Consider the following 12,353-nt stretch of genomic DNA (forward strand, 5'->3'; position numbering starts at 1 on the left):
TTGATCAGTTCAGCGCCGCACCCAGGAAGTCGCCGAAGGCGCGGTAGAAGCCGGCCTCGTCGTCCCACGGGATCATGTGGCCGGCGTTGGCGACATGCGCAAGCAGCAGCGCGGGCAGCAGCTTGCGCATCTCCTGCACGTCTTCCTCGCGGATCACGTCGCCGCGGCCGGCGGTCATCAGCAGAGCCGGCACGGCAACGTGCGGCAGGTCGGTGTGGATATCGTCCTCATGGAAGCCATTGAAGCTGGCCAGGATCGCGCGCTCGTCGCAGGTATGCAGCCATTGCGCGCGCAGGCGCAGCTGGTCCTCGGTCCAGGTCGGGCAGAAGCGGCGCATGCCTTCCACGTCGATGCCCTGCTGCGCCAGCCGGATCGAATCGATGTACCACGGCAGTTGCGACGGATACGGGCGGCGGCCCGGACCCGACACCGGCGGATCGACCAGCACCAGGCGCGTCAGGCCTGCCGGCTTGCTGCGCGCGGCGCGGATGCCGATGCGCGCGCCCATCGAATGGCCGACGATGGCGTAGCGCTGCAAGCCAAGCGCTTTGGCAAACGCGATCACATCGGCAGCCTGCGCATCGAGGCTGTAGTCCAGCTCAGCGCCGGCCTGCGACAGGCCGCGGCCACGCACGTCGGGCACATAGGTATCGAACTGCCGCCCGAACTGCTCGCCGACAAAGCCCCAGGTCACTGCCGGGCTGGTGATGCCCGGCACGATGATGACGGCATCGCGCTGCGCGCGCGCGCCGCCCTGCCCACCATAGCGCAGGTAGTGCTGGCGGATGCCGTTGGCGTTCACGTTGGCGCCGTAGAGAAAGGTGCTGTCTGCCATGGCCGCCCCCTTCAGTACGCGCCCGACAGCAGCGCGCCGGCGCCCGGCACCACCGGCTCCAGCCCGAGCCGCTTCAGCAGCGCATAGGTGGTGGCGACGGCGGCGGTAACCACCGGCTTGCCGGTCATTGCCTCGACCTTGGCCACGGCCGGCAGCGACGGCATCTGCACGCACGCCGACAGCACGATGACATCGGCGTCGGCCGTATTCATCTGCGCGACGATCTCCGGCAGCCGCGCCGGGTCATGGCGGCCCACCTCAAGGTTGTCGGGGATTTCCAGCGCGCGGTAGTCGACCACCTCATAGCCTTCATTGCGGATGTAGTCGACCACCAGCTCGGTCAGCGGCTTCATATAGGGTGCCACCACGGCGATGCGCTTCGCGCCCATCACCTTGAGCGCATCCACCAGCGCGCCGGCGCTGGTGATCACCGGCGCGTCGCCGCCGTTCTCGGCGGTATGCGCCTGCAGGCGCTGCTCGGACACGCGGTGGTAGCCGTGGCCCATGGCCATGATGGCCACCAGGCAGGCGTAGCCGAGCACGTCGACGCGGGCGTCGCTCAGTTCCACCGCGCAGCGGTCGGATTCGGCGTCCATGGCCGCCAGCTCTTCCTTGACCACCTTCTTCATCCGCATCCGGCTTGAGTGGAAGGTGAAGCGTTCCGGGCGCACCAGCTGGCGCGCGGCCAGCATCGCCGGGATCTCGGTTTCCATGGTGGTGTTGGAGCTCGGCACGATCTGGCCGATTCGGAAAACTTTCTGCACTGTCGACTCCGTCATCTGTTTGTCTGTCTACCCTGCCTGCTTCGCCCTGGCGGGCTCTGCATGCTGCGATTTATTGTAGTGTACACACTTTATCTAGGCAAACAGAATCTGCGCCGCCACGAATTCACTCGTTCAGTGCATACTTAACTAATCAATCCCTGTTTTTGCGCGTAAATTCACCGATACAGCGCGATGTGCGGCGTCTTCACGTTTTCAGTAAGGGTTTTCCATAGGTTCATCAATTTCTTCTTTTACTTTGATATTTTGAGTGTGTACACTCGTTTTCAACGGTCGGCCGAGTGGCCGCCCCAGCCCCCATCGACCTTGTGTCATTGCCAGGAGAAAGAACGTGCAAGGCAAACCGCGAATCGCAGTTGTCGGCGCCGGACTCGGAGGGACGGCCGCGGCCGCCCTGCTGCAGCGAGCCGGCTTCCAAGTCAGGCTGTATGAACAGGCACCGGCGTTCTCACGCCTGGGCGCGGGCATCCATGTGGGGCCCAACGTGATGAAGATCATGCGGCGCATCGGCATCGAGAACGCGCTCAACGACATGGGCTGCCACCCCGACTACTGGTACAGCCGCGACGGCCTGAGCGGCGAGGTGATCGCGCAGATCCCGCTGGGCGACTACGCGGAGCGCCACTACGGCGCCAGCTACCTGACTGTGCACCGCGGCGACTTCCACAAGTTGCTGACCGACGCCGTGGCTCCCGACACGCTGTTCTTCAACAAGAAGCTGGAAAGCGTCACCGACCAGGGCGACGTGGTGCAATTGCGCTTCACCGACGGCACGGTCGAAGAGGCCGACATCGTGATCGGCGCGGACGGCGTCAACTCGCGCATCCGCGAGACGCTGCTGGGCGCCGAGCCGCCCAAGTACACCGGCTACGTGGCGCACCGCGCGGTGTTCCCGATCTCGCGCGTCAAGGGCTTCACGCATGAGCGCTGCACCAAGTGGTGGACCGACGACCGCCACATGATGGTCTACTTCGATACCAGCAAGCTCGACGAGATCTACTACGTCACCGGCGTGCCCGAGCCCGACTGGGACATGAGCAAGAGCTGGGTCCCGAGCAGCATCGAGGAAATGCGCGCCGCATTCGACGGCTGGCACGAGGGTGTGCAGTCGCTGATCGAAGGCACCGTCGAAGTGACCAAGTGGCCGCTGCTGGAGCGCGACCCGCTGCCGTTGTGGAGCCGGGGCCGCCTGGTGCTGCTCGGCGATGCCTGCCACCCGATGAAACCGCACATGGCACAAGGCGCCGCGATGGCGATCGAGGATGCCGCGATGCTCACGCGCTGCTTCACCGAGACCGGCGTGGACGACTTCGCCTCGGCATTCGCGCTGTATGAAGCGAACCGCAACGAGCGCGCGAGCAAGGTCCAGCTGGTCTCGCACAACAACACCTGGCTGCGCAGCAACGAGAACCCCGACTGGTGTTTCGGCTACGATGTCTTCAACGTGCCGCTGGTGTCGGCCGGGACCGGGACGCTGTCCGCAGCGGCCTGACGCCTGACCAACCCTGTTCGCCGCAGCCCCTCATCGAAGGGGCGCGGCGCAGCGATGCGTGATGTTCAAACCGCCCCCAGCCCCCCGATGAACACGCCCCGCCCCCTGACGCTGCAAGTCAATCACGCCGAGCATACGCTGAGCGTGGCCCCTGACACGCCGCTGCTCTACATCCTGCGCAACGACCTGTGCTGCAACGGGCCCAAGTACGGCTGCGGCCTGGGCCAGTGCGGCGCCTGCACGGTGCTGGTGGACGGCATGCCGGCGCGCGCCTGCGTGCTGCCGGTCAGGGCCGTGGTCGGGCACGCCGTCACCACGCTGGAAGGACTGGGCACCGATGCGCAGCCCGACCCGGTGCAGCAAGCGTTTATCGACGAGCAGGCCGCGCAATGCGGCTATTGCCTGAATGGCATGATCATGACCGCCAAGGCGCTGCTCGCGCAGAATCCCGATCCCGATGAGGCCCAGATCCGCGAGGCGCTGCGCTTCAACCTGTGCCGCTGCGGCACCCATGTGGAAATCGTGCGCGCGGTGCAACGTGCCGCGATGCTGCAACGGCAGACGGCCGGGGGGTCGGCATCGTGAACGAAGGACTCGTGCCCCAGGCCACCCCTGCGACCGCGGTCGCGGGCAGCATGCCGCCGCCCGCCGCCGACTGCCTGGTTGCCCGGGTGCTGACACCGCCTGGCCTGCGCTGGATCGACGGCAAGCCGCTGGCGGCACGCCTGCTGGGCGCGCAGCACGAGGCCGCGCTGGCGCTGCCGGGCGTGCGCGCGGTCGTCATCCGCAACAACTTTGCCGGCGTGGCGGCGGCTTCCGGCGCACAGGCCGCCAACGCAATCCAGGCGCTGCAGGCACGATGGTCCGCCCCGCCCCGCGCCGACGACGCACCGGTAACGCGCCACGCGCTGGCCCGGCGCGGCAATGCCGATGCGGTGCTGGCCGGCGCCGACGCGCGCCACACGCAGCACTACCAGTGGCCGCTGGCCGGCACCCGCGGCGAGGCGTATTGCACAGCCGTCGCCGACTGGCGCGACGGCAAGCTGACCGTGTGGCTGCCGAGCACGCGCCCTGGCGCGCTGCGCGCCGAGCTTGCCGCGCTGCTGGGCATCGCGCCGCAACAGGTGGTGCTGGCCTGCTGGCAATCGCCCGATGACCGCGCGGACCCGGCGCTGCTCGCGCCGCACGCCGCCGCCGACGCGGCGCTGCTGGCCCACGCCGCCGGACTGCCCGTGATGCGTCGGCTGTGTGCCGCCGATGTAGGCCTTGCCGATGCCGCGCTCGATGTGCGCGTCGACACCGCGCTGGCCGGCACTGCCATCGAAGCCTACGCCGCAACGCTGGCGGGCACCGCCGCCCCGGCCGTACCGCTGGCGCTGTGGCTGACGCATACGGCATCGCCCGTGGCGGACGGCATCGATGCCGACCATGCAGGCGCCACCACCATGCCGCCCTATCGCATCCCGCATGTCGACCTGGTTGCGACAGGCAACGCCGCCGCGTTCGATGCCGCGCCACCGGCGGCCGCCCGGGCCCAGGTGTTCGCCCGGGAATCCCATCTCGACGAGCTTGCCGCCGCCTCCGGCACCGATCCGGTCGCACTGCGGCTGGCGCATCTCGACGATGCGCGCGGCACGGCACTGGTACGGCAAGTGGCCGAGCGCGCCGCCTGGACGCCGGCCGCGCCCCGCGCCAACACAGCGGCAGGCAACGTACAGCGCGGCCGCGGCTTTGCCTATGCCCACACCATCGATCACGAAGCCGGGCAGACCTGGTCGGCATGGGTGGCCGAGGTCGAGGTCGACGGCACCACCGGCGAGCTGGCGGTCACGCGCGTGACGGTGGGGCATGACAGTGAATCGCTGCCGCGCGCGCAAGCCGCGCCGTCCGCGCGCTCGCTGGAGCTGGCCGTGGCCGATGCTGCCCTGCAGCTGACGTCGGCCACGCCCGCCTTCGACACCTGGCCGGCCGAGGCGCCATCTGCCAGCCAGGCGCTGCCGGCCGTGCCGGGCAGCGCCCTGCCGGAAGTCCGCCTGGCCGGCACGCTCGCCCCGCATGACGCGCTGGCTGCCAGCCCGACCGGCACCATGCCCGCCGCCGCGGCCGTGGCCAATGCCATCTACGATGCCACCGGCGTGCGCCTGCGCGCGCCGCCCTTCAGCGCCGACCGCATCCGGCTGGCGCTGGCCGAGGCCAGGCCCGGCAACCAGCGCAGCAAGCGCGGCTGGATCGCCGCAGCCGCCGCAGCCGCTGCCGGCGTGTGCGCCACGCTGATGCCCTGGCGCGCGCCGATCGCACCGGTGGCGCCGCCCGAGGCCGGCTTCTACTCCGCCGCCACGCTCGAACGCGGCCGGCTGGTGGCCGCCGCGGGAGACTGTGCGGTTTGCCATACCGCGCCGGGCGGCGCGAAGAACGCCGGCGGCCTGCCGCTGGAGACGCCCTTCGGCACGGTCTACAGCACCAACATCACCCCGGATGTGCAGACCGGCATCGGCAACTGGTCCTTCGCCGCGTTCGAGCGCGCCATGCGCGAGGGCATCCACCGCGACGGGCGCCGCCTGTATCCCGCGTTCCCGTACACCGCATTCGCGAAGATCAGCGACGGCGACATGCAGGCGCTGTATGGGTACCTGATGTCGGCAGAGCCGGTGAAAGCCGAAGTCCCGCAGACGCAGCTGTCGTTCCCCTTCAACCTGCGCCCGCTGCTGGCCGGCTGGAACCTGCTGTTCCATCGCAACGAGCGCTTTACACCGGACCCGTCGCGCTCCGCGCAATGGAATCGCGGCGCGTACCTGGCCGAAGGGCTGGGCCACTGCAGCGCCTGCCATTCGCCGCGCAACGCGCTCGGCGGCGAAAAGGGCGGCCGCCAGTACCTGACCGGCGGCAGCGCCGAAGGCTGGGAAGCGCCGCCGCTGACCGCGCTGTCGCAAGCACCGCTGCCCTGGACCGAAGCGGCGCTGTTCACCTACCTGCGCGGCGGCTATGCGCCGCACCATGGCGCCGCGGCCGGACCGATGGCACCGGTGGTCGAGGAACTGGCGCAACTGCCTGAGTCCGACGTGCGCGCGATTGCGCACTACGTGGCCTCGTTCGGCACGCCAGCGCCCTCGCCTGCCGTACTGGCCGCACAGGCAGCGCAGCTCGAGCAGCGCAGCGCGCAGGCCGCGCGCACCCTGGGCGGTCCCGGCGAACGCCTGTACCAGAGCGCATGCGCGGTCTGCCACCAGTCGGACCAGGGCATCGCCCAGTTCGGCGTCAAGCCTTCGCTGGCGCTCAATACGAACCTGCACAGCAAGCTGCCGGACAACGTGATCCAGGTGCTGCTGCAAGGCATGCCGGCACCGCCCAACAGCGAACTGGGGGCGATGCCGGCCTATGCCGACACGCTCGACGACCAGCAGATCGCGCAACTGACGCAGTACCTGCGCGCGCGCTTTGCGCCCGACAAACCCGCATGGCAGGACCTGGAGAACACCGTCGCGCGCCTGCGCGCGATGCCTGCCCACTAGGACTAGCAGACCCGGCGGGGCCGGCTCACCGCGCCTGCCGCATCCACGCTGACCGCACCTACGCCGTGCCTGGCAAGGCGCTTCGCCACCGGGCAGGGAACGTGCATTCCCGCGCCGGCGCCATGCGCGCCACGCGCGGGAAAACCCCGAGGAGGGAAAACGCAATTCGGCCTTGCCCGCCAGTTTCATGTAGCTTACGCTGAACGATCATGTAGTGCGCACTACATGAGTGCCGCGTGGCTCGCAGCGGTGCCGCCCCGCACAAGGACGGCGCGCCGCAAGCGGCAGACGAGACAACAAAACTAAAAGATTGGCCCTTTACATCACCGGAAGCGCTGGCCCGGGGCTTGCATAGTCCCCCGCAGCGCCGACCGGGAGGCCGGGCCTGGACCAACCAAGGGTAGACAACAAGGAGTGACTATGTCGTATCAGAACCAAGCAGGTGTTGCGAGCGTGCTACCGGGTCAGTTCTAGCCTCGCCAATTGGAGTACTCACCACGTTTCGTTGCAATTCGGTGCGATTGCCCGGTGTGATCATCACGCATTAGTCAGTACCGTCTGGCCCTGCTTCGATACGTGTGCGTCCGAGTTCAAGAACCAGCCTATAAAGACAGGTAGACAACATGTCGTCATCAATTTCATCCATGGCAACAACGACCATCCCGGAAGTCACGCTAGGCGCGTCCCCACAGCCCAGCGCGCGGGGAGCGTCGCCTCAAACCATCACGATCGAGCAAGGCATCCGCGCGGCCGGCGTCGGCCGGTTCCAGTATCGGCTCTTCGTCATCTTCGGCCTGGTCTGGCTGGCTGACGCGATGCAGGTGCTGTCGATCGGCTTCACCGCGCCGTCGATTGCGGCGACCTTTGGCATTCCCGTACCGACCGCGCTGCAGACCGGGACGATGTTCTTTGTCGGCATGCTGATCGGCGCTTTCGTGTTCGGCCGGCTGGCTGACAGGATCGGCCGCCGGCCCGTGCTGATGATGGCGGTGGTCATCGACGCCATCTGCGGTGTCGCTTCCGCTTTCGCACCGGACTTCCAGTGGCTGCTGTTGCTGCGCTTCCTGACCGGCATCGGCGTCGGCGGCACGCTGCCCGTCGACTACACCATGATGGCCGAGTTCCTGCCCTCGGACCGGCGCGGTCGCTGGCTGGTCCTGCTGGAGTCGTTCTGGGCCGTCGGCACGATCCTGCTCGCCATTCTTGCGCTGATCGCCGTGTCGCGAGGCAATGATGCCTGGCGGCTGATCTTCCTCGTCACGGGCATCCCGGCCCTGGTCGGCGTGGTGTTCCGCTTCTTTGTTCCCGAGTCTCCGCTCTACCTGAATAAATCGGGTCGCTCGGCCGAGGCGCGCGCGGTGCTGCAGCGTGTCGCCACCGCCAATCGCGTGTCCGTTGAAATCGGCAACCTGGAGCCGCAGCCTATGGAGCGCAAGTCGGTCTTTGCGCTGTTCGCGCGCGGCTGCCGGCGCCGCACCATCTGCCTGCTTGCCGCCTGGGCGCTTATTTCGATCGCCTACTACGGCGTCTTCGTCTATCTGCCGGTCAAGCTGGCGGGCCAGGGCTTTGGCTTCATGCGCGGCCAGGTCTTCCTGATCGTGCTCGCGCTGGTGCAGCTCCCCGGGTTCGCGCTGGCCGCGCACGGCGTCGAGCGCTGGGGCCGCAAGCCGACCCTGATCGGCTTCCTGCTGCTCAGCGCGGCAGGCTGCATGCTCTACAGCCTGGGTACGTCCACCGCGCTTATCGTCGGCTCGACCCTGCTGATGAGCTTCTCGCTGCTCGGTACCTGGGGCGCCCTCTACGCCTTCACGCCCGAGGTGTACCCGACTGACCTGCGGGCCAGCGGGATGGGCACTGCGGGTGCGATGGCGCGCTTTGGCGGCCTGTTCGCGCCGTCCATCATTGCACCGATCATGGCCAGCCAGTTCACCCTCGCCCTGGCGCTGCTTTCGTCATTTCTTGCCGTGGCGGCGATCGCCATCTACATGGTGGATATCGAGTCGAAGAACCGCGCGCTTGACTAGCGCAAGGCGCCGCCGGACGCTCCCGGCGGTTCAGGGAGCCCGCCGGCGGCGCTGGCGTGGGCGGGTCCCGGAAGCGAAGCCACGGGCAGGGCGGCCCGCTTCCATTACAATCCGGCTGCAACGGCGCGGCGCGCTGGTCGACCCGATCTCGCCGCCCGCTTCACCTGCTTGCCCCTATCCCGCCGAGCCCTCGCCGCCAGCCATGAAACAAGACCCGCGCTTTCCCAACCTGTTCATCCTCGACCACCCGCTGATCCAGCACAAGCTCTCGCACATGCGCGACAAGGAAACGTCGACGCGCACCTTCCGCGAACTGCTGCGCGAGATCACGCTGCTGATGGGCTATGAGATCACCCGCAACCTGCCGCTGACCACGCGCCGCATCGAGACGCCGCTGGTGGAGCTGGACGCGCCGGTGATCGCCGGCAAGAAGCTGACCATCGTGCCAGTGCTGCGCGCGGGCGTGGGCATGAGCGACGGCCTGGTCGAGCTGATCCCGTCGGCGCGCATCGGCCATATCGGCGTGTACCGCGACGAGCAGCACCGCCCGGTGGAATACCTGGTGCGGCTGCCCGACGTGGAGGACCGCAGCTTCATCCTGTGCGACCCGATGGTCGCCACGGGCTATTCGGCTGCGCATGCCGTGGATGTGCTCAAGCGGCGCGGCGTGAAGGACGAGGCCATCACCTTCGTTGCGCTGGTGGCGGCGCCCGAGGGCGTGGAAGTGTTCCAGAAGGCGCATCCGAACGTGCAGCTGTTCGTGGCCTCGCTCGACAGCCATCTCGACGAGCACGCCTACATCGTGCCGGGCCTGGGCGATGCGGGCGACCGCCTGTTCGGCACCAAGAACTGAGTGGCGCGCGGCGGGCTGGCTTGCGCTTGACCGGCCTCAATAGTCCGCGCCACAGGGCTCCCTACACTGGCGGCAGGCGCCGGCGAGACCTCGCCGGCGGCCATCGCCAAAGCAAAGGGAGCCAAGCATGGAAGCCTTCAAGATCCTGTTCAGTACCAGCACCGGCCTGATGAGCCTGGGCGTGATCGTCTTCATCATCGGCATGGGGTGGTTCTTTGCGCGGATGTTCGCGCGCAAGATGCGCGAGGATGCGGCAGCGGCCAAGGCGCAGCAACAAGCGCAGCGTCGCTAAGGGAAAGGGCCGCATCGTGCGGCCCTTTCCGTCATTGCGTCAGTCCGGGTCTTTACTTCTTCTTGCCCAGCAGGCTCCCCAGCACGCCGCGGATCAGCTCGCGCCCGACCTGCGAGCCCACCGTGCGCGCGGCCGACTTGGCCATCGACTCCAGGATCGAATCGCCGCGGCCGGTCTTGCCGGTGCCCTTGGTCAGCGTGCCGAAGATGTCGCCGGCCGTGCCGAGCCAGCCGCTGTCCTGCTCGCCCGCTGGCTGCCCCGCCGGCGCGCCTCCGGCGCCCTTGCCGTTGCCATTGCCGACCGTCGCCACGCTGCCGCGCAGCTTTTCATAGGCGGATTCGCGGTCCACGGTCTTCTCGTAGGTGCCCGCCACCAGCGAACCGGCGATCAGCTGCTTGCGCTCTTCCTCCGTCGCCGGGCCGATGCGGCTGCCCGGTGCCAGCACCCAGGCGCGCTCGGTCACGCAGGGCGTGCCCTTGGCATCCAGGAACGACACCAGGGCCTCGCCCACGCCCAGTTCGCCGATCGCGGTTTCCAGGTCCAGCTTGGGGTTGGCGCGCATGGTGGTGGCCGCCACCTTGACCGCCTTCTGGTCACGCGGGGTAAAGGCGCGCAGCGCATGCTGCACGCGGTTGCCCAGTTGGCCCAGCACGGTGTCGGGGATGTCGATCGGGTTCTGCGTGACGAAGTACACGCCCACGCCCTTGGAACGCACCAGCCGCACCACCTGCTCGATCTTGTCGAGCAGCGCCTTGGGCGCATCGTTGAACAGCAGGTGGGCCTCGTCGAAGAAGAACACCAGCTTGGGCTTGTCCAGGTCGCCGGCCTCGGGCAGCTTCTCGAACAGCTCGGACAGCATCCACAGCAAGAAGGTCGCGTACAGCCGCGGCGCGTTCATCAGCTTGTCGGCGGCCAGGATATTGACCACGCCCTGGCCCTTCTCGGTCTGGATGAAGTCTTCCAGGTTCAGCATCGGCTCACCGAAGAAGACATCCCCACCCTGCGATTCCAGCGCGATCAGCCCGCGCTGGATGGCGCCGATCGAGGCGGCCGAGATATTGCCGTACTCGGTGGTGAACTGGCCGGCGTTGTCGCCGACGTACTGCAGCATGGCGCGCAGGTCCTTGGCATCGAGCAGCAGCAGGCCATTGGCGTCGGCAATGCGGAACACCAGGTTCAGCACCCCCTGCTGGGTGTCGTTCAACTCCAGCATGCGCGACAGCAGCAGCGGGCCCATGTGCGAGACCGTGGCGCGCACCGGGTGGCCCTTCTCGCCGAACACGTCCCACAGCGTGGTCGGGCACGCGCCCCATGCCGGCTCCGGCAGGTTCAGGTCGGCCAGGCGCTGCTTGAGCTTGTCGGACGGCTGGCCAGCCTGCGAAATGCCGGTCAAGTCACCTTTGACGTCCGCCATGAAGACCGGCACGCCCAGTCGCGAGAAGCCCTGCGCCAGGGTCTGCAGCGTGACGGTCTTGCCGGTGCCGGTGGCGCCGGTGATCAGCCCGTGCCGGTTGCCCATCTGCGGCAGCAGCACCAGTTCATGTTCGGCGTTCTTGGCGATGAGGATGGGGTCGGCCATGATGTTCCTGGGGTTTTGAGGTCTGGCACCGCGGGACTCGCCACGGCAGCGGCGCGGGCAGGCCCGCGTGATAAAATCCTGGGCTGATTATAGCCAGCCGCCAGGCATATCCGTCACCTGGCGCGCGCTGTCCGAGGGCTTTGCCACCCCGGCCACGGCGCGCATGGCAACCCCGCACAACATCACCGCAGATCACCGCATTCCGCTTCGGAGAGAATCATGGCCGGTCACTCGAAATGGGCCAATATCAAACACAAGAAGGCCGCCGCTGACGCCAAGCGCGGCAAGATCTGGACCCGCCTGATCAAGGAAATCACCGTTGCCGCCAAGCTCGGCGGCGGCGATGTCGACTCCAACCCGCGCCTGCGCCTGTCGATCGACAAGGCCATGGACGCGAACATGCCCAAGGACAACATCCAGCGCGCGATCCAGCGCGGCGTGGGCGGCATGGAAGGCGCCAACTACGAAGAAATCCGCTACGAAGGCTACGGCCTGGCCGGCGCGGCCATCATCGTCGACTGCCTGACCGACAACCGCACCCGCACCGTGGCCGAAGTGCGCCATGCGTTCTCCAAGCACGGCGGCAACATGGGCACCGAAGGTTCGGTGGCGTTCATGTTCACCCACTGCGGCCAGTTCCTGTATGCCCCCGGCACGCCGGAAGACAAGCTGATGGAAGCCGCGCTCGAAGCCGGCGCCGACGACGTCGTCACCAACGACGACGGTTCGATCGAAGTCACCTGCCCGCCCAACGATTTCTCGGCGGTCAAGGCCGCACTGGAAGCCGCCGGCTTCAAGGCGGAGGTGGCCGACGTGGTGATGAAGCCGCAGAACGAAGTCAGCTTTGCCGGCGACGACGCGGCCAAGATGCAGAAACTGCTCGACGCCCTGGAAAACCTGGACGACGTGCAGGAAGTCTTCACCAACGCGGTGATCGAAGACTAAGCTGCAACAAGCCCCCATCGGCGGCGCCCCGGACACAGCCTA

General features: G+C 67.8%; 10 protein-coding genes. 7 read left to right on the forward strand and 3 right to left on the reverse strand.

Going from position 1 to position 12,353, the window contains the following annotated elements:
• Positions 1–4: 4 nt before the first annotated feature.
• Together I6H87_RS02390 and I6H87_RS02395 are read right to left on the reverse strand one after the other, a co-directional pair.
• On the reverse strand, positions 5–835 hold the full coding sequence (locus tag I6H87_RS02390; protein WP_011614793.1) for an alpha/beta fold hydrolase: 831 nt from the start codon (positions 833–835) through the stop codon (positions 5–7).
• A gap of 11 nt (positions 836–846) precedes the next feature.
• Positions 847–1,599, reverse strand: coding sequence for a maleate cis-trans isomerase family protein (locus I6H87_RS02395; protein WP_010812897.1), 753 nt, complete (start codon positions 1,597–1,599; stop codon positions 847–849).
• Positions 1,600–1,948: 349 nt separating this feature from the next.
• Between I6H87_RS02395 and I6H87_RS02400 the strand changes: the two genes are divergently transcribed.
• The 6 genes from I6H87_RS02400 to I6H87_RS02425 all read left to right on the forward strand — a co-directional run bounded on the left by I6H87_RS02400 (position 1,949) and on the right by I6H87_RS02425 (position 9,787).
• Positions 1,949–3,109, forward strand: a complete 1,161-nt coding sequence (locus I6H87_RS02400) for an FAD-dependent monooxygenase (protein WP_010812898.1) — start codon at positions 1,949–1,951, stop codon at positions 3,107–3,109.
• A gap of 87 nt (positions 3,110–3,196) precedes the next feature.
• Positions 3,197–3,694 carry a (2Fe-2S)-binding protein gene (locus I6H87_RS02405; protein ID WP_010812899.1) on the forward strand — a complete coding sequence of 166 codons (498 nt, stop codon included), beginning with the start codon at positions 3,197–3,199 and terminating at the stop codon, positions 3,692–3,694.
• A gap of 50 nt (positions 3,695–3,744) precedes the next feature.
• On the forward strand, positions 3,745–6,618 hold the full coding sequence (locus I6H87_RS02410; protein ID WP_136227807.1) for a c-type cytochrome: 2,874 nt from the start codon (positions 3,745–3,747) through the stop codon (positions 6,616–6,618).
• 623 nt (positions 6,619–7,241) lie between these two features.
• Complete coding sequence (locus tag I6H87_RS02415; protein WP_011614790.1) at positions 7,242–8,642, forward strand: MFS transporter; 1,401 nt, start codon at positions 7,242–7,244, stop codon at positions 8,640–8,642.
• Between the two features lie 202 nt (positions 8,643–8,844).
• Positions 8,845–9,495, forward strand: coding sequence for a uracil phosphoribosyltransferase (upp, locus tag I6H87_RS02420; protein WP_010812902.1), 651 nt, complete (start codon positions 8,845–8,847; stop codon positions 9,493–9,495).
• 127 nt (positions 9,496–9,622) lie between these two features.
• A complete protein-coding gene (locus I6H87_RS02425; RefSeq protein ID WP_010812903.1) occupies positions 9,623–9,787 on the forward strand; it encodes a DUF3149 domain-containing protein in 165 nt (54 codons plus the stop codon).
• A gap of 52 nt (positions 9,788–9,839) precedes the next feature.
• Here the strand turns inward: I6H87_RS02425 and I6H87_RS02430 are convergent, their stop codons facing one another.
• Positions 9,840–11,366, reverse strand: coding sequence for a helicase HerA-like C-terminal domain-containing protein (locus I6H87_RS02430; RefSeq protein WP_010812904.1), 1,527 nt, complete (start codon positions 11,364–11,366; stop codon positions 9,840–9,842).
• A gap of 219 nt (positions 11,367–11,585) precedes the next feature.
• Here I6H87_RS02430 and I6H87_RS02435 point away from each other — a divergent pair, with 219 nt between their 5' ends.
• Positions 11,586–12,311: a YebC/PmpR family DNA-binding transcriptional regulator gene (locus I6H87_RS02435; protein ID WP_010812905.1), complete on the forward strand. Its 726-nt coding sequence runs from the start codon at positions 11,586–11,588 to the stop codon at positions 12,309–12,311.
• Positions 12,312–12,353: the final 42 nt, after the last annotated feature.

Origin of the sequence: Cupriavidus necator (genome assembly GCF_016127575.1) — a bacterium.
GTDB classification, from domain to species: Bacteria; Pseudomonadota; Gammaproteobacteria; order Burkholderiales; family Burkholderiaceae; genus Cupriavidus; species Cupriavidus necator_D.